This is a genomic window from Acinetobacter lactucae (assembly GCF_013344765.1).
GTDB lineage: Bacteria > Pseudomonadota > Gammaproteobacteria > Pseudomonadales > Moraxellaceae > Acinetobacter > Acinetobacter lactucae_A.
Genome location: NZ_JABVBF010000007.1, coordinates 1 through 21,985 on the forward strand (window position 1 = coordinate 1; position 21,985 = coordinate 21,985).

24 protein-coding genes are annotated in these 21,985 nt (G+C 40.1%); 16 read left to right on the top strand and 8 right to left on the bottom strand.

The annotated features are described in order from the left end of the window. Nucleotides 1–64 precede the first annotated feature (64 nt). On the bottom strand, nt 65–1,975 hold the full coding sequence (locus HUN22_RS01780) for an ATP-binding cassette domain-containing protein (RefSeq protein ID WP_174726272.1): 1,911 nt from the start codon (nt 1,973–1,975) through the stop codon (nt 65–67). A gap of 32 nt (nt 1,976–2,007) precedes the next feature. On the opposite strand from HUN22_RS01780, the gene HUN22_RS01785 reads away from it, so the two are divergent. Continuing rightward, the gene (locus HUN22_RS01785; RefSeq protein WP_002115104.1) at nt 2,008–2,253 is read left to right on the top strand and encodes a SlyX family protein; all 246 of its coding nucleotides are present in this window, start codon (nt 2,008–2,010) and stop codon (nt 2,251–2,253) included. 54 nt (nt 2,254–2,307) lie between these two features. Here HUN22_RS01785 and HUN22_RS01790 read toward each other — a convergent pair whose 3' ends face one another. After that, the gene (locus HUN22_RS01790; RefSeq protein WP_174726273.1) at nt 2,308–3,318 is read right to left on the bottom strand and encodes a zinc-binding alcohol dehydrogenase family protein; all 1,011 of its coding nucleotides are present in this window, start codon (nt 3,316–3,318) and stop codon (nt 2,308–2,310) included. A gap of 99 nt (nt 3,319–3,417) precedes the next feature. Here HUN22_RS01790 and HUN22_RS01795 point away from each other — a divergent pair, with 99 nt between their 5' ends. The 10 genes from HUN22_RS01795 to HUN22_RS01840 all read left to right on the top strand — a co-directional run bounded on the left by HUN22_RS01795 (nt 3,418) and on the right by HUN22_RS01840 (nt 12,374). Continuing rightward, a complete protein-coding gene (locus HUN22_RS01795) occupies nt 3,418–3,795 on the top strand; it encodes a winged helix-turn-helix transcriptional regulator (protein WP_016144254.1) in 378 nt (125 codons plus the stop codon). Between the two features lie 148 nt (nt 3,796–3,943). After that, nucleotides 3,944–4,393 carry a hypothetical protein gene (locus HUN22_RS01800; protein WP_004842579.1) on the top strand — a complete coding sequence of 150 codons (450 nt, stop codon included), beginning with the start codon at nt 3,944–3,946 and terminating at the stop codon, nt 4,391–4,393. Nucleotides 4,394–4,428: 35 nt separating this feature from the next. Then, nucleotides 4,429–7,065 carry a type I DNA topoisomerase gene (topA, locus tag HUN22_RS01805; protein WP_016144255.1) on the top strand — a complete coding sequence of 879 codons (2,637 nt, stop codon included), beginning with the start codon at nt 4,429–4,431 and terminating at the stop codon, nt 7,063–7,065. Between the two features lie 88 nt (nt 7,066–7,153). Further along, the gene (locus HUN22_RS01810) at nt 7,154–7,912 is read left to right on the top strand and encodes a hypothetical protein (protein WP_174726274.1); all 759 of its coding nucleotides are present in this window, start codon (nt 7,154–7,156) and stop codon (nt 7,910–7,912) included. Nucleotides 7,913–8,047: 135 nt separating this feature from the next. Further along, a complete protein-coding gene (locus HUN22_RS01815; protein WP_174726297.1) occupies nt 8,048–8,620 on the top strand; it encodes an HdeD family acid-resistance protein in 573 nt (190 codons plus the stop codon). 114 nt (nt 8,621–8,734) lie between these two features. Further along, the gene (locus HUN22_RS01820; RefSeq protein WP_174726275.1) at nt 8,735–10,714 is read left to right on the top strand and encodes an ATP-dependent helicase; all 1,980 of its coding nucleotides are present in this window, start codon (nt 8,735–8,737) and stop codon (nt 10,712–10,714) included. Between the two features lie 73 nt (nt 10,715–10,787). After that, entirely contained in the window at nt 10,788–11,027 is a 240-nt protein-coding gene (locus tag HUN22_RS01825) for an RNA recognition motif domain-containing protein (RefSeq protein WP_174726276.1), read from the top strand. 9 nt (nt 11,028–11,036) lie between these two features. Next, entirely contained in the window at nt 11,037–11,399 is a 363-nt protein-coding gene (locus HUN22_RS01830; RefSeq protein ID WP_174726277.1) for an ASCH domain-containing protein, read from the top strand. 80 nt (nt 11,400–11,479) lie between these two features. Next, nucleotides 11,480–11,983 carry a DUF6586 family protein gene (locus HUN22_RS01835; protein WP_005066079.1) on the top strand — a complete coding sequence of 168 codons (504 nt, stop codon included), beginning with the start codon at nt 11,480–11,482 and terminating at the stop codon, nt 11,981–11,983. Nucleotides 11,984–12,095: 112 nt separating this feature from the next. Continuing rightward, complete coding sequence (locus tag HUN22_RS01840; RefSeq protein WP_002114792.1) at nt 12,096–12,374, top strand: hypothetical protein; 279 nt, start codon at nt 12,096–12,098, stop codon at nt 12,372–12,374. A 34-nt stretch (nt 12,375–12,408) separates the two neighbouring features. Here the strand turns inward: HUN22_RS01840 and HUN22_RS01845 are convergent, their stop codons facing one another. The 4 genes from HUN22_RS01845 to HUN22_RS01860 all read right to left on the bottom strand — a co-directional run bounded on the left by HUN22_RS01845 (nt 12,409) and on the right by HUN22_RS01860 (nt 16,286). Continuing rightward, complete coding sequence (locus HUN22_RS01845; protein ID WP_174726278.1) at nt 12,409–14,118, bottom strand: cation:proton antiporter; 1,710 nt, start codon at nt 14,116–14,118, stop codon at nt 12,409–12,411. A 147-nt stretch (nt 14,119–14,265) separates the two neighbouring features. Continuing rightward, a complete protein-coding gene (gene rpmG / locus HUN22_RS01850; protein ID WP_001205031.1) occupies nt 14,266–14,421 on the bottom strand; it encodes a 50S ribosomal protein L33 in 156 nt (51 codons plus the stop codon). Between the two features lie 12 nt (nt 14,422–14,433). Continuing rightward, a complete protein-coding gene (rpmB, locus tag HUN22_RS01855; RefSeq protein WP_000048256.1) occupies nt 14,434–14,670 on the bottom strand; it encodes a 50S ribosomal protein L28 in 237 nt (78 codons plus the stop codon). 167 nt (nt 14,671–14,837) lie between these two features. Next, nucleotides 14,838–16,286 carry a coniferyl aldehyde dehydrogenase gene (locus HUN22_RS01860; protein WP_174726279.1) on the bottom strand — a complete coding sequence of 483 codons (1,449 nt, stop codon included), beginning with the start codon at nt 16,284–16,286 and terminating at the stop codon, nt 14,838–14,840. 112 nt (nt 16,287–16,398) lie between these two features. On the opposite strand from HUN22_RS01860, the gene HUN22_RS01865 reads away from it, so the two are divergent. The 5 genes from HUN22_RS01865 (at nt 16,399) to HUN22_RS01885 (ending at nt 20,233) form a co-directional block, all read left to right on the top strand. Then, nucleotides 16,399–17,091 (top strand): TetR/AcrR family transcriptional regulator, encoded by a 693-nt coding sequence (locus HUN22_RS01865; RefSeq protein ID WP_032054358.1) that lies wholly within the window; start codon nt 16,399–16,401, stop codon nt 17,089–17,091. Nucleotides 17,092–17,166: 75 nt separating this feature from the next. Next, nucleotides 17,167–18,030, top strand: coding sequence for a formyltetrahydrofolate deformylase (gene purU, locus HUN22_RS01870; RefSeq protein WP_016144263.1), 864 nt, complete (start codon nt 17,167–17,169; stop codon nt 18,028–18,030). Nucleotides 18,031–18,409: 379 nt separating this feature from the next. Then, nucleotides 18,410–19,165: an energy transducer TonB gene (locus HUN22_RS01875; protein WP_174726280.1), complete on the top strand. Its 756-nt coding sequence runs from the start codon at nt 18,410–18,412 to the stop codon at nt 19,163–19,165. A 43-nt stretch (nt 19,166–19,208) separates the two neighbouring features. After that, nucleotides 19,209–19,829, top strand: a complete 621-nt coding sequence (locus tag HUN22_RS01880; RefSeq protein WP_001011664.1) for a MotA/TolQ/ExbB proton channel family protein — start codon at nt 19,209–19,211, stop codon at nt 19,827–19,829. After that, the gene (locus HUN22_RS01885; protein WP_000885432.1) at nt 19,829–20,233 is read left to right on the top strand and encodes an ExbD/TolR family protein; all 405 of its coding nucleotides are present in this window, start codon (nt 19,829–19,831) and stop codon (nt 20,231–20,233) included. Before HUN22_RS01880 ends, HUN22_RS01885 begins: the two co-directional genes overlap by 1 nt. 57 nt (nt 20,234–20,290) lie before the next feature. Here the strand turns inward: HUN22_RS01885 and msrA are convergent, their stop codons facing one another. Then, a complete protein-coding gene (msrA, locus tag HUN22_RS01890) occupies nt 20,291–20,815 on the bottom strand; it encodes a peptide-methionine (S)-S-oxide reductase MsrA (RefSeq protein ID WP_174726281.1) in 525 nt (174 codons plus the stop codon). A gap of 100 nt (nt 20,816–20,915) precedes the next feature. After that, on the bottom strand, nt 20,916–21,971 hold the full coding sequence (locus HUN22_RS01895) for a DUF4105 domain-containing protein (RefSeq protein WP_174726282.1): 1,056 nt from the start codon (nt 21,969–21,971) through the stop codon (nt 20,916–20,918). Between the last annotated feature and the right edge of the window lie 14 nt (nt 21,972–21,985).

A 21,985-nucleotide genomic window follows, 5' to 3' on the forward strand; every position in this document is an offset into this window, starting at 1 on the left:
GTGAAAAGCCCCCTTAATTTAAGGAGGCTTTTTTGTTATTTAAATTGTAGGGAAGAAAGGCAAATTAATTTCCTTTGCTCATTTGTTCAAGTTCATCCCAACGTTCTAATTTTTCAAGTAAGACCTCTTCAATTTCTGCGAGGCGTTGACTTGCTTTAGTTGCTTCATCGGCATTACTGACAAACCATGAACCATCTGCAAGTTTGTCAGAAAGCTCTGCTTGTTCAACTTCTAGCTTCTCGATTTCTGCAGGAAGTTGCTCTAGCTCACGTTGGTCTTTATAGCTCAGTTTGACCTTTTTAACGTTATTTTGGGCTGCAGCTTTTTCAGCTTCGGCTTTTGCCTGAGCTTTTTTAACGTCAGACTTTTGGTCTACGACTTTGTCATCTGGACGTTGTTGTAAATAGTCTTGGTAGCCACCGATGTACTCTGCAATATTGCCTTTGCCATCAAAGACCCAAGTCGATGTTACGACGTTGTCCATAAATGCACGGTCATGCGAAATGAGCAACAAAGTGCCTTTATATTCAGAAAGCATCTCTTCAAGAAGCTCAAGAGTCACCATATCCAAGTCATTGGTTGGTTCGTCCATCACAATCAGGTTCGATGGTTTAAGTAATAATTTAGCAAGCAAGATACGGTTACGCTCACCACCAGACAGGGCTTTTACGGGTGTACGTGCGCGTTCAGGTGAGAACAAGAAATCTTGTAAATAGCTGTAGATATGACGGCGGTTACCATTCACGTCAACAAAATCAGAACCTTCTGAAACGTTTGCCATCACTGTTTTTTCAAGGTCTAAGGCATTACGTAATTGATCAAAATAGGCTACTTCTAACTGTGTACCTGTTTTAACTGAACCGCCATGTTCGATTTCACCTAAAATGGCTTTAATTAATGTCGTTTTACCGACACCATTATCACCTACTAGGCCAATACGATCGCCACGCATGACTAGTGTAGAGAAATCTTTAATCAGTGGCTTATCATCATAAGATACGCTTAAGTGCTCAATATCAAATACTAATTTACCAGAGCGATTTGCTTCTTGAGTCGCCATGCTCACTTTGCCTTGTTGTGAACGGCGAGCTTTCGATTCTTCACGTAAAGCTTTTAAGGCACGAACACGACCTTCATTACGCGTACGACGTGCTTTAATCCCTTGACGAATCCAAGCTTCTTCTTCCGCTAACTTTTTATCAAATAAAGCATTTTGTTTCTCTTCTGCTTCCATTTGCTGAGCTTTAAGCTCTAAATAGCGTGAATAGTTGCCTTCGTAGCCACGTAGGATGCCACGGTCAAGTTCAACAATTCGAGTTGCAATACTGTCTACAAAAGAACGGTCATGCGAAATAAATAGTAGCGTTAAATTATTTTGATCGAGTAGAAATTTTTCTAGCCACTCAATACTTTCAACATCTAAATGGTTGGTCGGTTCGTCTAGAAGTAATACGTCTGGCTGCGTTAAGAGAGCACGAGCGAGTAAAACACGGCGTTTACGTCCACCTGAAAGATCTGCCAAATCCGCATTTGGATCGAGTCCCATTTTACTTAATAGGGCATTGACCTTGTTTTCGAGTGCCCAGCCGTCTAGTTGGTCGAGCTTGTGCTGTAGGTTCCCCATACGGTCACACGCTTCCATGTCGCCAAGCATACAAGCATCAGTTGCTTCATGATAAGCTCTGAGTACTTCGGCAGCTTCTCCTGCACCATCAGCCACAATGTCAGCAACTTTGCCAGAATCCATTGGAACGTCTTGGGCTAACATGGAAACTGTTAAACCATTTTGAATGGAAACTTCACCAGAATCTGGTAATAGGCTTCCCTCGATCAGTTTAAGTAAAGTAGACTTACCTTCACCATTACGACCAATTAAACAGACTCGTTCGCCACGTTCTAGATTAAAGTTCGCGCCATCGAGCAGGGCAGGTCCGCCAAAAGCAAGTTGGACATCCCTTAGGGTAATATAGGCCATAATGTTTTCCAGAATCTCAAATGAGGATTTAAATGACTAAACCACCATATCATGATGATCAAGCGTCATTTTCCGCACCCATTGAAGATTTGCAAGTGCGAATTACATTTTTGGATGATTTAGTTGAACAATTAAATCAACAACTCGCTATTCAAACTCAAGAAATAGCTGATTTGAAAAAACAAATGCAATTTCTTTATCAACGTGTGGAATCGTCGGATTTATCAGAAGGCATTGCACCTTTTGACCCATTAACAAATAAACCTCCCCACTATTAATAAAAAGGCAAGTTCGATACTTGCCTTTTTATTTGGGAATATTTTCAATTTTGTTTAAAAACCTTGTAAGACGATCTTACCTTTTGTTGTGCCACTTTCAATTTGCTGATGAACTCGTTTTAAATTTTCAGCATTAATTGGACTTATAACTTCAGTCACAGTTGTTTTGATTTTTCCTTCATCAACCAGCTTGCTGACTTCATTTAATAGTTCACTTTGTTTTGCCATATCTTCGGTCTGGAACATTGAACGTGTAAACATAAATTCCCAATGCACAGACACAGACTTTGACTTAAACGGTTTGATATCTAACTGTTCAGGATCATCAATAAGTCCAAAACGGCCTTGCGGTGCAATCAACTCTACAATATCTGGTAAATGCTGATTTGTTTGAGTGGTTGAGAACACATATAAAGGTGTAGTTAAACCTAATTGCTTGATTTGGGCTGCTAAAGGTTGACGGTGGTCTAACACATAATCTGCTCCAAGTTGCTTAACCCATTCTTGAGTTTCTGCTCGTGAAGCTGTTGCAATAATCGTTAAGTTAGTTAATTGTTTAAGAAGCTGAATGGTGATTGAACCTACACCGCCAGCTCCACCAATCACTAATATGGTTGTGTTTTCTGGCGCATTCTTTGGAACTTGCAGGCGATCAAAAAGCATTTCCCACGCTGTGATTGCAGTTAAAGGAAGAGCTGCCGCCTCGGTTGCTTCTAAAGTTTTTGGTTTATGACCCACAATACGTTCATCAACAAGCTGTAATTCGCTATTACTACCTTGGCGATTTAAAGCACCTGCATACCAAACAACATCGCCAATCTTAAATTGAGTAACTTTATCTCCAATCGCTTCAACAATACCTACTGCGTCCCAGCCAAGCGTTTTCCACTGATTATTCTCAGGACTTACATTCTTGCGGATTTTAGTATCTACCGGGTTTACTGAAACAGCTTGAATACGAACAAGCAGATCATGACCTTCTGCAACGGGACTGTCGAGTTCAATATCCACGAGTGCTTCTGGCGATGTAATAGAGCCAGCTTTTTGATATGCCACAGCTTTCATAATGATGATTCCTCTTGTTGATAGTTTGATCATAACGTAAGCTTAAAATGAGTGACTACAGACAAATAACGCTCATAGTGTCAAAAAGGATACTGTAAAATGGCAAAAGCAAGACATTCAAGTTTTGATTGTTCTCCGGGATGTTCCGTTGAGGCGGCGATTAGTTTGATTGATGGAAAATGGAAATGCGTCATTCTTTGGCATTTATTTAATGAAGGCACCTTAAGGTTTAACGAAATTCGAAAGCGCGTTCCGAGCATTACCCAAAGAATGCTGACCAATCAGCTACGTGAATTGGAACAAGACGGTATTATTCATAGAGAAGTCTATCCTCAGGTACCACCTAAAGTGGAATACTGCCTGACTGATTTGGGACAAAGTCTTGAGAAAATTCTGTTTGCTTTAAAACAGTGGGGGGATGCTCACATTGATCAATTTGGAAAGCTGACACTTGTTGATAGCCATCCGAATCCTTAATGATATTTGAGTCAGCTCATCGCAATTTGCACTGTGAAATCTCAATATTTTGGGCCTTGCGATCTTATCGGGCATTATTTTTATGATGAAACTTGCGTTTTCTGGTCAGCTTATGCAACTCTAATAAAAGAGATTAATAGGTTTTGCTATGGACAATATGGGAATTTGGGTTACCGTTATCATTGTTCTTTTCGTACTAGGCTCCATTTTTGGTTTAAGAGTGAGCCCACGTGAAAAGGCACTTGGTATTATGCGTGATAAAGCTCGTAAAATGGGTTTACACCCACGTGTAATCGTTGCACCTGAATGGACACATGTCCCAATGGCGACTGAAAAGCGTGCCAGCATGGTTGCTTATTATAGTGTATTGATTCCCGATGCTCGTTTATCTTTAATGCGTGCTCGCGTTATAGACGGCAAATTAAAAGTGGTTCAGGGCGATGAGAAATTTAATGATTCTCCCATTGCATTAAAAGGGATTTATGCTATTGATATGCAGGCAAACTGTGTAGGGCTTTATTGGGATGAGGAATCAGACCTGAGAGCAACACAATTAGATGAGATGAAGGCTTATCTGTTGAACTTGGCTAAAGCCTGATTTTTAAATTTATTGGTATAGGAATAACATTTTATATGGCGAATACCTCGCGCTCTGCATCTCAAAGCACAGCATCTACTGCACCTGCTGCACATAAACGTGCCTTAGTGATTGTGGAGTCGCCTGCCAAAGCGAAAACCATTAATAAATATCTGGGTTCGCAATACATTGTAAAGTCTTCTGTAGGTCACGTGCGTGATTTGCCAACAGGTGGCAGTAAATCAACTGAGAAAAAGCCAGCTGCACGGACTAAACTCACTGAAGCAGAAAAAGAACAAAAGGCCAGTCAGGCTTTAGTTAATCGTATGGGGGTTGATCCTGAGCATGGTTGGGAAGCTCATTACGAAGTTCTGCCAGGTAAGGAAAATGTTGTTGCTGAACTAAAAAAACTCGCCAAAGATGCCGATGCAATCTATCTCGCAACGGACTTGGATAGAGAAGGGGAAGCCATTGCTTGGCACCTAAGAGAAGTTATTGGTGGTGATGACAGCCGTTATCATCGCGTGGTATTTAACGAAATTACTAAAAATGCCATTCAAGAAGCATTTAAGCAACCTACGCGTCTAGATTTAAACAGAGTTAATGCTCAGCAAGCACGCCGTTTCTTGGACCGTGTTGTTGGTTTTATGGTTTCACCATTACTTTGGGAAAAGATTGCCCGTGGTTTATCGGCAGGTCGTGTACAGTCTGTAGCAGTGAAACTGGTTGTAGAGCGTGAAAGAGAAATTCGTGCTTTTATTCCAGAAGAATACTGGCAAGTTTTTGCAGACACGCAAGCCAAGAAAGATGACATTCGTCTTGAAGCAGTTAAGCAAGCTGGTAAAACCCTTAAACTGAAAAATAAAGCTGAAACCGATGCTCTATTAGATGTTTTAAAAGGTGCTGAATATAAAGTTGCACAACGTGAAGATAAACCGACTAAGGTGAATCCAAGTGCTCCTTATATCACTTCAACGTTGCAACAGGCTGCAAGTACTCGTTTAGGTTTTTCTGTAAAGAAAACCATGATGCTGGCACAGCGTTTATATGAAGCAGGTTTTATTACCTATATGCGTACTGACTCAACGTTCTTGAGTGATGACGCAGTAAGCATGGTACGTGCTCATATTGAAAGTCAATTTGGTGAGAAGTATTTACCGGCAAAGCCAAACCGCTATGGTAACAAAGCGGGTGCTCAAGAAGCCCATGAAGCCATTCGTCCGTCAAATGTTGCGCTTACAGGTGACCAACTTGCGGGCGTAGAGCGTGATGCTCAGCGTTTGTATGATTTGATTTGGCGTCAGTTTGTTGCATGTCAAATGACTCCAGCAGAATATTTATCTTCAACTTTAACGGTTGAAGCTGCAAATGTTGAATTAAAAGCAAAAGGCCGTACGCTTGTATTTGATGGGTTTACACGAGTTCGTGGTGCCAACAAGTCTGATGACGATATTATTTTGCCTGCTATTAAAGTAGGTGAAATCTTAAAATTAGAAAAGTTAGACCCAAGTCAGCACTTTACTAAGCCACCTGCACGTTTTACAGAAGCTTCTTTGGTTAAAGAACTCGAAAAACGAAGTATTGGTCGTCCTTCGACTTATGCAGCGATTATTTCTACGATTCAAGAACGTGGTTACGTTAAGTTAGAAAACCGTCGTCTTTTCGCCGAAAAAATGGGTGAAATTGTCACGGATCGTCTTGATGAAAGTTTTAATAACTTGATGAACTATGCCTTTACAGCAGACCTCGAAGGACAACTCGATAAAGTTGCTACAGGCGAGCGTAACTGGAAAGAGTTACTAGATACTTTCTATGGTGACTTCAAAAAGCGTCTTACCAATGCTCAAGGCGAGCACGGAATGCGCCGTAATCAACCGGTTGAAGTGCCAGCGGTACATTGTCCTGAATGTTCACGTCCAATGCAGATTCGTACAGGTACAACAGGCGTATTCTTAGGTTGTTCTGGATATAATTTACCACCTAAAGAGCGTTGCAAAGGTACTTTGAACTTAACGCCTGTTGAATCCTTAGCAGCCCTGTCTGATGATGATGGCGCTGAAACTGCAGACTTGATGTCAAAACATCGCTGTGCGAAATGTGGCACAGCCATGGACAGCTATGTCATTGATGGTGGTCGTAAACTACACGTATGTGGTAACAACCCTGACTGCGACGGTTTTGAGCTTGAAGAAGGTGAGTTCAAGATTAAAGGCTATGATGGACCAACTATTCCGTGTGATAAATGCGATGGTGAGATGCAGCTTAAGACTGGTCGTTTTGGCCCGTATTTCGCTTGTACAAGCTGTGACAACACTCGTAAAGTCTTGAAAAGTGGTCAACCTGCGCCTCCACGTGTAGAACCGATCAAGATGGAACATTTGCGCTCAACAAAGCATGATGACTATTTCGTATTGCGTGACGGTGCTGCTGGTCTGTTTTTGGCCGCAAGTAAATTCCCGAAAATTCGTGAAACACGTGCGCCAAAAGTTGCAGAATTACGGAGCGTTGCCGCTCAGCTTGATCCTAAATATCAATTTATTTTACAAGCACCAGATGTAGATCCTGAAGGTAATCCGACAGTTGTGAAATTCAGCCGTAAGAATCAATCACAATATGTAGGTTCGGAAACTCCAGAAGGCAAACAAACCAAATGGAGCCTAGTTTACCAAGATGGTAAATGGGTTGAGGGCTAATTAAGTCCATAATAAAAAATGCTAGCTCAGCTAGCATTTTTTATATCTAAAACAATAAAAGAAAATTTTAGTTTTATGGGGAAAAAGAATGTGGAAAAACATTCGGGTTTTATGTTTGTTAATTATTTTATTGATTGTTGCTGTTCAGGCATGGCGAGATCAAAACCAAGATTGGAATCAACCTATTGTTGTCGTTTTACATCCTATTAATGCCGATGGTTTACAGACAACACAGAGCTATATTCATCAGTTGCAATACTCTGATTTTGAGAGAATAAAAAACTATTTAGCGGAGTGGTCACAACATTATCGTGGTCAATCAGGAAACTTTGTAATACGTTTAGGGCAGCCGTTACAGCAACGACCTCCTGAGGTTCCTCAAAATGCCAATATCTTTCATGTGATGTGGTGGAGTTTAAAGTTTCGTTTCTATGCATGGCGACACCAACAACCTGAAGACAGTGGAGCATCACTTAAACTTTATTTAAATTACTATGATCCCAACTATCAAAAAGTTTTGATTCATTCGACTGCTTTGGAAAAAGGTCGTATCGGTAGTGTGAATTTATTTGCGACCAAAACACAAGCTTCACAAAATCAGGTCGTAATTGTTCATGAGCTATTACATGGCTTTGGGGCACAAGACAAATATGATTTACAAACAGGACAACCACTTTATCCTTTAGGTTATGCGCAAGCTGAAAAAGTGCCTTTATACCCACAAACTGACGCTGAAATCATGGGTGGTCGAACACCGTTATCTGAGCAGAGCAGTAAAATGCCGAATGGTTTACATGAAACAATAATAGGTTTACCTACAGCCCAAGAAATTGGCTGGGTGAAATAAAATTGTGGATAAATACTGCTTTATCCACATTAATTGATAAGAAACGATGCAGATTTTATACAGACAAAAAATGTGAAGTGCATCACTATTGTTAAGTAGATGAAATTCTAATACTTAATAATAAGAGTAGCCATGATGAAAACTGTCGGTAATGATTTGGTACGTAATCAGTTACATGCTGATCGTAAGTGGTATTTGATATTAGGCTTTGTGCTTATTGGCTTTGGTCTAATTTTGTTTAGTTCATTACCGTTTGCAACCTTTTCTGTGGTTTTTTTATTTGGAATACTGATGATGGTCGGAGGTGTTTTACATCTTGTCGCGGCTATAAGTGTCTTTAAAGGTGCTAGCAGATGGTTATGGGCACTTTTTGGCATACTTTATCTAATGGCTGGCTATTACGCTTTTTCTACTCCAGTCACTACAGCAGTAGTACTGACAAGCTTATTATCTATAGCACTGATTATTGCTGGAGCTATACGTTCGGTAAACGCGATTTTACTTAAACCAATTACTGGATGGGGCTGGACCTTATTTTCAGGGTTATTAACCCTCATTACAGGTATTTTAATTTTAGTTTCCAAAGATTCGCCTTTTTGGGTGTTAGGTATGTTCCTCGCAATTGATATTTTATTTCAAGGAATTAATTTTCTAGGTTTGGCTTCTGCGATTAAGCATCTGCCATCTAGTTCAAAAACAGTATCTTAAATAACAATATTTAATCAAAGAGCACTTTAGGTGCTCTTTTTGTTTTTAGGACGGGCAGACGCATCTGTGGTTGGGTCTGTTAAACTATGTCTTGGTGTTTTAGCGATATGTGTTATGAGTCTTGCAAAATTAATTAATGAACTAAATGCTCAGCAAAAAAAAGCAGCCACCACGTCTGCACAGAACTGTTTAGTTTTGGCGGGCGCTGGTTGTGGCAAGACTAAGACAATTGTTGCTCGTGCCGCCTATTTAATTGACCAAGGCTTACCAGCGAATCAAATCCAGATTTTAACGTTTACTCGACGTGCTGCGAGTGAAATTGTTGCAAGAGTAGAGCAGCATGTAGGAGCACAGGCAAAGGGCCTAAGAGCTTCAACTTTTCATACTTTTTGTATGTATTTACTGCGCCGTAATCCACAAGCTTTTGGCTTAAATCAATTTAGTATTATTGATCGTGATGACCAGTTGCTCATGTTTCGGCTATTACGTGGTAAAGACAAAGATAATGTTTTACCTAAAGCAGCAGAGCTGTGCGATCTATATTCCTATGCTCGAAATACTCAAACTAAGCTTTCTGAAGCATTAATCAAACAGCTTCCAGATGCATATGAGCATAAAACTCAAATTGCTGAGTTGATGAAAACTTATGAACATCGTAAAAGAGAGCGTAATTTTTTAGATTACGACGATATTTTGTCGATTGTGGCTGTTCATTTACAAAACTCAGAAGCGTTGACTAATTGGGTGGCAGGCTTCTGTCAGGCATTGCTAGTTGATGAAATGCAAGATACAAACCCTTTGCAATGGGCTTTATTGCAGCCTTTAATTGGTAAAGTAGAGTTGTTTTGCGTGGGTGATGATGCCCAGTCAATTTATGGTTTTCGCGGTGCAGATTTTGAAAATATTCACTCTTTTAAAGAACGAATACCTGATGCAGAAGTTCTTACACTCGCTTTAAATTATCGTTCGACCCAAGAAATCTTAGATTTATCGAACTGGCTGTTGGCACATAGCCCAATTGATTATCAAAAACAGCTACAAGCGCATCGTGGTCAAGGGCAAAAGCCACAGCTACATTTGTTTGGTAATGAGTTTGAAGAAGCAAACTGGATTGCACAAGATTTAATAACGCGTCATCAGCAAGGTGCAAACTGGTATGATCATATGGTGTTAGTCCGTTCTGGCTATAGTGCCCGATACCTAGAAGGGGCTTTTATTGCTGCTGAAATACCTTATCGCTTTATTGGTGGAGTAAAACTTCTTGAGTCGGCCCATGTAAAGGATGTACTGAGCTTGCTACGTATTGTGAGTAACCCTCACGATGATTTGGCCTGGATGCGGTTTTTAACCTTGTGGGACGGTATTGGCGATGTTGGCGCGAGTAAGTTAGCCCAAGAGCTAATGGGAATCGCTGATGTTGAAGAACGCTGTCAACGACTTGAACGCCATGGTAAGGTCCCTTTACAAGCGATTTTAATTTTAAAACAGCTAGATGTATTACAGCAGCATGTTGAAGCAAGTATTGGCTTGGCTCTAGATGCTTTAGGTGAACAGCTAGAGCAAAATTATAAAACTAAAGACTGGTCACGCCGTTTAAAAGACTTTGATTTGGTTAAGCAACTTGCGCGTAAGCATGCCTCGTTAGGTGAGTTTCTTGAGGAGTACGTGCTTGAACCTATTTCAGTTTCTGAAATTGAAAAAGCAGCTGATCAAGATTTGGTAACTTTAATTACGATTCATTCAGCTAAGGGTGCCGAACAGAAAGTTTGTTATGTACCTCATGTATCGCCAAATCAATACCCTTATGCAAGAGCACAGGGTGATTTTGACGATGTTGAGGAAGAACGCCGTGTACTGTATGTCGCCTTAACGCGTGCTGAAAATGAATTAATCTTGACGAAGCAAAATCTTAATACGTGGTCACAAGACACGTATGACGAGCAAGGTCGTAAAGTCGAGAGTTATTTCTTAAATGATTTGCCTACACATTTAGTTCAAGCAAAGATACATAGACAAGTACCTCAGCAATTTACTAAAAAACAATGGAACAGATCTCCTGCAGTAAATTTAGGTTTTGGTATCGATCTGGACTAAACTACTGTATAAGACGCTGTGATTACTTAAATGTATATTGGCCCTCCCTTTTATTGCCAATTAAGGTTAGAAAATGAAGATATTAGTTCGTAATTTAGATCGTGCTGTAAGTGAAACTGAAGTTTTAGAGTTGTTTAAGGCATATGGTAAAGTTGATACATGTGTTCTGGTGACTGATAAAGATACGGGTAAATCGAAAGGCTTTGGTTTTGTTGAAATGCCTAATCCCCGTGAAGCGATTAAGGCAATTAAAGGCTTAAATACGCTTAAAGTTAAAGGCTATGGAATTCGAGTTAAAGCAGCCGAAGAATAAGTTTTCCTGATGAAAAGACAATTTTTAGCTCTCTCGATTGTAACGCCAAATGGTCTTCGTATCGCTGAAGGTATAAAAACACTTGAAGTGCGTTCATGGGTACCTACCCAGTTACCAGTGAAAGATCTATTAATTGTCGAAAACCAGAACTTTCTGGACAAAGAGACTGATGAAGAGGAAGGAGTTGCTGTTGCTTTAGTTGATGTCGACTCTGTTCATGCTTGGCGAAATGACGAGGTCAATTTAGCCTGTGCATCTGCTTGGAGTGAAGGGTATTTTGCTTGGATTTTAAGTAATGTGCGCCCTATAAAACAGCCAGTAAAAATTTTAGCTAAACGTAAAATTTATCAAGTTGAGCTGGATTTACCATAAATAACGTTGATTTTATCAATGGAGTCGTTAAGCTAAGAATAGCTGTTGCAATGGCGATTTTAAAACAGGAAAGTTTATTTATGTCACGTGTTGCTCGTTATCATGCCGATCGTACCAATCAGAAGCTCTATTTTGCACGTCTAGCGTGTCAACAGGCAGAGCAGACCGATCATGTGCAACAGGTACAAGCTTACCGTGAAGCAGCTGTATTTCATTTACATGGCGCAATGTTAGCCTTCTTGCAAGAATTGGTACGTTATTACCGTTTAAATGATTTGCAACCCACTTTAAAATCTATTGAGGAACATATGGCGGCAAAAGGACAAGTTTCTCCTGAAGTGTCCGTTTTGCAGCAATTAGCAAAAGATGGTTTTGTTGCAGAGTTAAAACGAGCTTATCGTATGTGCCAATACGCTCCGGAACCAAAAGAACCGACGCCAGAAGAAGAAACTTCTTCTAATCTGATTATTAAAGTGACACAAGGGCCGCAATCTTGGTTGCCAGATGTTAAAATTTTGCGTGAATGGCACCGAGAATTAAGTCATTTAATTGATGGTTTTCGTAACGAAATGGTCGAGTTCTAAAATTAAACTGCCTAGGTGCTTGAAATTTAGACTAGGTGTGCCTATATAAATAAGACAAGAGATGCAAAGTGCAAGGGTGCTTTGCCACCATGTTGAAACATGGAGGAAGTATATGTCTATACAGCAATTGAAAGAGTTATTTGGAAATCAAGAAGCAGTGTTGGAATTAGTTCAACTCGAAGGTGGTGAACTCGCCTTGCGTAATGCAGGTTCTGAGAATGAACCCTTGGTTAAAATTCAATTTAGCGATGAAGTTAAAGCAATCTTGGGTGAGCAGACTCCAGTTGTTGCTCAGCACATGATTCAGGCTGCATTGTTTGGACTGCTGGAAAAGCAGGTAAACGAGTGGCAGGCTGAGGTATTAGACGAACAGCCTAAATTCTTGAGTTAAAAAAAGCGTACTCTTGAGTACGCTTTTTTATGTGTTAATGAGTCGTTGACTGATGAGCAATCTCGATCTGATTTAATATATGGTGGCTCATATTCTTTGCCATTTCTTCTTTTGCATAGAACACTTCGCCAATATTTTCGTCACGGATAACAGCAGCTTCTTCTTTGCTTTCTGCACAAATTAATACCTGAATTCGAGGGTTTAATTGCTTTGCAATCGCCACAATGCGGTGAATATCTAAAATATCCATAGGTGAGATCACCAACAAGCGTGCATGCATGATATGTGCTTGGATTAAAACACTCGGTTCAGTAGCAACACCGCTCACAGCAGCAATATTTGCGTTACGCAATTTTTCTACGATTTCGCGATTCTCTTCTGCAATGACGACCTTGATATTTTCATTAATTAAATTTTCAGTGATGCGTCGTCCTACACCGCCATATCCGACAATTACAACCTGATCACGTAAGTAAGCTTGATCAACTTCATCGGGTAACATTGCTAATGGGTCACCGCTACGTTCAAGAAGACGCGCTAAGTGAGAACGTTCACGAATCCAGCGTTGTACAGGCTCAATCGCTGAGAAAATGAAAGAGTTCAGCGTAATTGAAAATAAAGCGCCTGCTAGAATCAAGTTTTGAGCTTCTAAGCTTAATAGTTCTAAAGAAACACCAAGGGTCGCCAAAATAAATGAAAACTCACCAATTTGTGCAAGGCTTGCCCCGACTGTTAAAGCCGTATTGATTGGATAGCGGAAGAATAAAACCAATGCCATTGCAGCAAGTGTCTTACCTACCATAATAATCGCGATAACAGCTAAAATATGGAGCGGACTCTCCACCAGAATATGTGGATCAAACAGCATGCCCACAGAAACGAAAAATAAAATCGAGAAAATTTCACGTAGTGGGAGAGTCTCTTCTTCAGCACGATGACTAAAGTCTGATTCTTTAACGACCATACCCGCAAAGAATGCTCCTAAAGCCATTGAAACCCCAAAGATGGCATATGAACCATAGGCAATCGAAACGGCAGCAGCGACGACAGTCAGCGTAAATAGCTCTCTTGAACCTAAACGTGCAACGAACTGCATAATAATAGGCACAACGCGCTTGCCTACAATGAGCATAAAGGCAATAAAGCCAATCACTTTTAATAAGGTTATCCCAAGAGTTAACCAGATATTGCCGTCTGCACCTGCTGGTGCTTTTCCACCGATTAAAACTGCTGTAGCCGGAAGGAGTACTAACACAAGTACCATCACCAAATCTTCGACTAATAGCCAACCCACAGCAATTTTGCCGTTAACTGAATCTAAAAGACCTCTGTCTCCTAAGGCTTTTAATAGTACAACTGTACTCGCACACGATAGACTTAAGCCAAAAACGAGTGCTGAACCAAAACTCCAGCCCCATAGCATTGAAACGCCAATACCAAGTAAGGTTGCAACAGCGATCTGTAAAATTGCACCTGGTAAGGCAATACGCCGAACGAGTAATAAATCTTTTAATGAAAAGTGCATCCCTACACCAAACATCAGGAACATGACCCCGAGTTCTGCGAGTTGGTTGGCCAGATGAATATCTGCAACGATACCCGGTGTATTTGGACTAATAATAATTCCGGCAATTAAATAGCCGATAAGAGGAGGAAGGCGTAATCGGGCTGCAAGATAGCCAAAAATGAGAGCAACGCCGAAACCAACAGCAAGTAAAATAATTAAATCTACGTCATGCGGCACTAAAAACTCCTTTTACGTGAGTTAGGCTAAAGACAAGCATAAAAAATGCCAAGGCGGAATGTAGAGAAAGTTTAACAAAAAGGTAGGTATAAAAAAAATGCAAAAAAAAACGACTTCATAGAGAAGTCGTTTTTTTCGAGGCTAAAATTATTTGATTTTAGCTTCTTTGAAAATCACGTGTTGACGGATTTTTGGATCAAATTTTTTGATTTCCATTTTTTCCGGCATAGTACGTTTGTTTTTAGTCGTGGTATAGAAGTAACCTGTACCAGCTGAAGAAACGAGGCGAATCTTATCACGCATTGCTCAGACTCCTTAGATCTTTTGACCTTGAGCACGAAGGTCTGCAACAACCTTTTCGATACCCAATTTGTCAATAATACGCATACCTTTAGTGGTTAAACGAAGACGTACAAAACGTTTTTCGCTTTCTAACCAGAAACGGTGGTGGTGCAGGTTCGGCTCGAACCGGCGCTTGGTTTTGTTGTTGGCGTGTGAGACGTTGTTACCAACGACTGGACGCTTGCCGGTAACTTGGCAAACCTTAGACATGGTGTAACTCCATTGATTCAGCCAACAGCAAATCTGTGGCCAGTCATACTAAATGTAAACGGATGAATTCATTCAAGGGGCGTTTTATACCAAAAATACGATTAAAAGACAAGCGAAATTGGTAAAAACGAGGCATGATTTAGTATAACAGATCATGCCTTGATCAGTTAGCGCAACAAGGTTTTCGAAATGAAACGATGAATAGGCTTATTGAACGGTGGAAGAATGTATTTAAGGCTATAGAGTTTTGGATTCGACATCACCGAACGCTCATGAGAAAGGCTAAAAAAGCCCTCTGGTCCGTGATATTTACCCATACCTGATGCGCCAATTCCGCCAAAAGGTAAATCATCTTGTGCAACATGGGTAATCACCATGTTAATCCCGAAATGCCCTGAATGGGTGTGCTGTGCAATATAGTCAGCTCGCGCTTGATCATAGTCAAAATAATACATCGCTAAAGGACGAGGGCGGCTATTAATAAACTCGATCACTTCTTCTATCTGATCATATTCTAAGATTGGTAGAATAGGCCCGAAGATTTCATTTTGCATAATATCCATTGCAGTTGTTACACCAGTAACTAAAGTCGGCGCAATTTTACGGACATCATCTAAAATTTCATTTTGCGGGTTAATTTCAACAATACGTGCACCTTGATCACGAGCATTTTCGAGATAGCCCTGAATACGGTTGTACTGTTTATCATTAATAATAGAAGTATAGTCATTGTTGTTACGGAAATGAGGGTACATTCCAGCCACAATCAATTTAAAGTTTTCAATGAACTCGGCAGTTTTGCCTCTTGGTAAGAAAATATGATCCGGTGCAACACAAGTTTGTCCCGCATTCCATAATTTTCCTACCGCAATACGTTGAGCTACATCTTTCATATCCATTGATGCATGCACGAGGGCAGGAGATTTTCCGCCTAACTCAAGAATCACGGGAACTAGGTTTTGGGCTGCGGCTGCCATTACTGTTTTACCAACAGAGGTTGAGCCTGTGAAAATCATTTTGTCAAAAGGCAAATGACTAAACGCATCTGAAATAACGCCACCACCATTTACTACAGCAACTAATTCTTGTGGGAATGCTTCTGCCAATGCACTTTCAAGCACTCGTCCAAAGTTTGGAGAAGCGCTAGAGATTTTGATCATGGCATGGTTGCCTGCAGCGAGCGCACATATTAAAGGCCCCACTGAAAGCAATAATGGGTAATTCCACGGGGTAATAATACCAATGACACCCATAGGTTGGTATTGTACCCAACCTTTTGCAGGTTGATGTAATACACTAATATGGCGTTTTGATGGTTTCATCCATGCAGTTAGATGCTTACTGTAATATTTAATTTGTTCCAAACTGGTGAGTAGCTCACCAATTTTTGTTTCCATAACTGCACGATTGCCATAATCAAGGTTAATTGCTTCGGCAATCTGATCTTGATATTTTACCAAGACTCTTTTAAGACGAGCTAAACGATCAATACGCTCTTTAGCAGTGGGTACCGGATGGCGTAGGTAAGCCAGCTTTTGTTGTTCAAGCAAATCATGTAAATGCTTAACATCATAAGGAAGCTGAGTCTCTGGATTTGTTTTTGTTTGACTGTTCATCGGTACTTACCAAATATATTGATATACTTATTTTTTAGAGTAAATACTCTAAATAGTCAAGTCAGTTTATGTGTTCAAGTCTTAACCATGTGAATTATTAAAGGTTATTAAAATGTCTCAACCTAAAGCTCTGAAGACAAAAGACCGGATTTTACAAATCAGTTTGCAGCTTTTTAATGAGCGAGGTGAACGGTCAGTTACAACCAATCATATTGCTGCGGAGTTGGGGATTAGCCCTGGAAACTTGTACTACCACTTTCGAAACAAGCATGAAATCATTAAGGAATTAATGTACCAATATCAGGTTGAGACTCTAGATATGCTCTCTTTACCTGAAGACAGACCATTAACGACCAATGACAAAATCAACTATTTTCAGGTATTAAGTGGTCAACTTTGGAGTTACCGTTTTATTCATCGTGATGTCTATCATTTAGTTGAAAGTAACGAAGACTTTAAAAAGATTTATCCGCGTTTTGCGGGGCAGGTAATGCAGCAAGGGCAAAAGATTTATCAAGCCTTTGTTGATGCTGGTCTTATGAAAATGACGCCATCTGAAATTGAAGCGCTCATTATTAACTTGTGGATTGTATTAACCAACTGGACAAACTTTTTATATATGTCTGGCCATATCAGTGACAATAACCATTTAGAAGAAAAATGGGTTTGGCAGGCATTACGTCAAATGGTTTTCCTTGAAGGTCCTTATCTTATGGGTGAAAGCCGAGCAACTTACGAGCAGTTGCTTGAATCACTGGGGCCTTCTGATCTATTCGCCAGCTTGTCGTCCCTAAAAGATGAATAGTTGTGCTTGCCTATTTAGAGCGCTAGAATACTCGGCTTATTAAAAAATTTGACTCAATTAAGTGATATTAACCAAATGAATATGACCACTGCCAATACAGCCCGTTTACTGATTACTTGTGAAGACAAGCCTGGGATCGTACAGGCTGTATCGAGCTTTTTGTACCATCAAGGTGCAAACATTACCGCGCTTGATCAGTATGCGACGGAAGCTCAGGGCGGACGTTATTTCATGCGTGTTGAATTTGAACTTGATCATTTACAGTCACGTAAAGATGCATTAATTCAAACATTTGCTGCGAATGTTGCTGAGCGTTATGGCATGCAATGGCGTCTTGCTTTCGTAAATGATATTAAAAAGGTGGGTATTTTAGTTTCTAAAGTTGACCATGCTTTACTTGAATTATTGTGGCGTCATGCACGTGGGTCGTTGCCTTGCGAAATTACACATGTGATTTCTAACCATGAAGATTTACGTGAATCTGTTGAGAACTTCGGTATTCCATTTACAGTAATCAAAGTAACTAAAGACAATAAAGCTGAAGCTTATGCACAAATTGATGAAATGATGCAGGGCAATGATTTATTGGTTCTCGCACGTTACATGCAAATTCTAAGCGAAGATTTTGTTGCGAAATGGGAAATGAAAATCATCAATATCCACCATTCTTTCTTGCCAGCTTTCGTGGGTGCTAACCCATATAAGCAAGCTTATGAAAAAGGTGTGAAGTTGATTGGTGCGACAGCCCACTATGTGACTGCTGATCTAGATCAAGGCCCAATTATTGAGCAAGACGTTGAGCGTGTAAGCCATGATTATAATGTTGAGCAATTACGTGAACTAGGTGAAGACGTAGAGCGTAATGTATTGGCTCGAGCAGTAAAATGGCATTTAGAAGACCGTATTATTGTTGATGGCAATAAGACCGTTGTTTTTTAAATAATGCTTATCTTAAAAAGCACGCTTCTTGCGTGTTTTTTTATATCAAAAATATTATTGAAATGATATAACGTAACAAATTTTGATGAGTTTATGGTAGGATTAGAGCTATTCACCGTGAAATTAGTCTAACTATCCAAGTTAGAGTAAATACATTGTGAACAAGAGATACCAGTTCATGTAACTATGGGAAAACAAAAGCAAAGACACTCAACTGATACAAAGGAGTGATTTAGAGCAAATGTTTTTCTCAAAAAATAGTTGCAAATGAAAACACTTCTCATTTATTATTGTGGCACTTTATTGTTCTATCCGATGTTTGAAATCGTTTCTCTAAATAGAAATTTGAGATCATCATCCATTAGGTAATTAGATTCTTATGAGTCAATCTTCCGCAACCTTAAACTCTCCCAATCCGATGAAAAAGAAAGTCATCACAGCACTAATTGCGGTTGTAATTGGTCATATCGGGGTCTTATGGGCGGTCAGCCATATTAAGCCTGCTGAATTAAAGCCAATCGAGAAGAAGCCTTTACAGGTACGTTTTGTAAAAATTCAAGAGCAACCAAAACCATTGCCTCCGAAGCCAAAGGAACCGCCTAAAAAGCCGGAACCTAAGAAAGAGGTAAAAGAAGTTAAAGTTATTGAAAAACCTGTGACACCACCTAAAAAAGTGGAAAAAATTCAACAGGTGAAAAAGGCTGAAACACCAAAAGAAACAGTAAAGACAGAACCTAAAGTTGAAACTAAAGTGGTAACAACAACGACAACTGTTACTGAAAAAGTCGTTGAAAAACCGAAGCCAGTGGTACAAGAAGCGCCTAAAGCTCAACCTACTCCAGATCCATCACCGAAAAGAGTTTCAATTGGTGGTTCGGGTGTACAGTGGAGCCGTTCACCACGTTTAACAGTTTCTTCAAAAGATTTACAAGGCGAAGCACGCTCTGTCATGGTACTGATTGAAGCCGATGAGAAAGGCAAGATTATTAATGTACGAGTGACGAGAAGTAGTGGTATTTCAAGTCTAGATGACAAAGTTGTCCGTGCTGTTCGCGGTGCGAAATTTAAACCTTATATGGAAAATGGTGTTGCTTATCCAATTAAAGCAGAGCAACCCTTTGATTTAACCCCTTAAATGAATTTGAGTCCCAACGGCTAACCTTAATCAGGAGTTCAATATGAACTTTTCAATCTATTGGCAACATGCAGATGCAGTGAGTAAAACCCTGTATTTCATCTTATTGGCAATGTCGATTGCTACCTGGACAGTTTTCATCTTACGTTTGATGGGGACTCGCCAACTAAAACAACAAGCTTATGCTCAACTTTCTCAGGCTATCACTTCGCTAAAAGCAAAGTTACAACCTTTGAGTTTTGAACAACGTAAAGCGGTTGCAGAGCAGGCATTACTTCGTCAGATTTCTGCTGAAAAAGCCAATGCTGATAAAGGTATTTCGGTTTTAGGAACGATTGCTTCAATTGCACCATTCGTTGGTTTGTTTGGTACTGTTTGGGGTATTTTCCATGCGCTTGTTGCCGTAGGTAAAAGCGGACAAGCAGGTTTGGCTCAAGTGGCTACACCAGTAGGTGAAGCACTTATTATGACGGGTCTTGGTCTTGCAGTTGCGATTCCTGCGGTATTGGCTTACAACATCTGTGTACGCGCTAACCGTGGTCTTGCTCACGACTTACAAGATCAAGCGCATAGCTTGTTAATTGACACGATGTTGCAGCAAGACTCAACTGTAAAGTCTGACGTTAAAACTGCACAGCAAAGTTACGTTGGAGGTCAAGCTTAATGGCTTTTCAATTGGGTGAAGACCACGATAGTGGCATGAATGAGATGAACCTCATTCCGCTAATCGACATTATGTTGGTGTTAATGATCATCTTTTTGGTCACAGCAACAGTTGCCAACCCATCGATTCCATTAACGCTTCCTAAAACAACTGCTGAAATTATTGATCCACCACCAAAAGCAATTACGATTAGTATCAATGCAAATGGTGAAGTGGCTTGGGATACTCAAGTGATTAGCCTAGATGAGCTTCAAAAACGTTTTCAAGAAGCAGGTCAAGGTGATGTGAAACCAACAGTCCAACTTCGTGCTGATAAAGAGTCGAAGTACGATACTGTTGCTCAGGTAATGTCTCGCGCCAGTGAAGCCGGACTGAGCGATATTGCCTTTGTAAGTGAAAACTAAAATTTAGTTTACTCAATAAAAAAGCAACCAATTTGGTTGCTTTTTTATTGCTCTGATTTATTGATCTTTCATCAGGTGCTGGAATTTACTATATAGCTTGAGCAGCTTAGGTGGAATCGCAAAGTTGCAATAACCTTGTGAAGGATTCTTTGCATAGTAATTCTGATGATATTCTTCTGCCGGATAGAACGTCGGAACAGGAGACAACTCAGTCACAATATCAAGATCATCATCTTTTAGCGTTTGAATCGTATGTTCTGCTGCCTGCTTTTGCTCTTCATTATAATAGTAAATAACAGAGCGGTATTGTGTGCCGATATCATTACCTTGGCGATTTAAAGTCGTTGGATCATGAGTTGCGAAGAACACGTCGAGTAACTGGGAGTAAGTTACTTGCTCTTCATCAAAGTCGACTAAGATCACCTCAGCGTGCTGGGTGTCTCCTTGACATACTTGCTCGTAGGTAGGATTAATCGTGTGCCCACCTGCATACCCACTCGTTACTTTTTCTACACCGCGTATTTGTAAAAATACAGCTTCGACGCACCAAAAACAGCCGCCGCCAAATAATGCCTGTTGCATTGTTTTTCCCTCTATTTCCTGCCTATTACAATAGGGTTTATGTATTTAAAATACAAAGTAAAGCATGTATAAAAAAGTAAAGAAAAGTGCATTACTTATTTCATTTAGCTTTAGGTAAACCTTGTCGAACGATTTGAGAGAAGTGTTCACTACTCTGATCTGATAGCTGTTCAAAATTTTCAGTTCTTGGGTTGATATGCGCAATTTGATACCACTGTTTTAAACTGATATTTTGATTAAGTGCTTTAAGGTCATATAAATAATTAGGTAAGTAACCTGAAGCGATTAGACGATAATCTTTGGGAAGCTGATATGGGTTAATTGCTTGAACCATATCAAAAATTAAAGTTGTACAGTTACTGGTAAGAGTATTGTACCACTTCGGTTCTGCACGTAGCTCATCCGATTTTTTAAGATATTCTAAAAATAGCGCTTTTTGCTCGCTACGCGGCATATTGACTGGGAAATTATAAACCTGCTCTTTACGGATGTTGCTACGCGTATAGACAATATCTTTCTCATCAGAAGCAATGAGGCTCAGTTCATATTTTCTAAAAAAACCGCCAATTGCCGAAAACTCTTCAGTCTTTTCTTTACGAATCTCGATTGAGAAGACCAAAGGTTGCTGATTCTTAAATTCGAAGCTTACCAGTGTATGAGCAATTTGTGGTCCCATCCAGTAAGAGGCAATGATATTTATGCCATTCAGCTGCTTAAGATCAAATGTTCGGGTTTCCCATCGCACATCATAGGTTCCATCAGGATGCCAGTTGAAGTTACGAACATTGTGTAAAGTGACTACATCGCCGTGCTTTTCATAGCTCAGCATATTGGCAACTTCAGGGTTCCAGTCTCGATCTTGACGTGCAGTAATCGAAAAATACCAAACAAGAGAGCAGGCAAATGCTAAAAGATAAATCAGGATATCGGTACGGCGGCTAATAATATGACCTTCAACATATAAGCCAACCATACTCAGTGCAAAAGCAATCCAGATGCCAATGAGTATGCGGCTGCCTAACCAGCCAAAAGGTTGTTGAACCCAGAGCGCTACGCATACCCAAATACTAGAGAACACAATAAACAACGTGAATAGACTATGTAACAGCCAAAAAAGTAGACCGATAATAAATTCACGTGTTCCGATATTGTGCATAAGTATCCATAGAA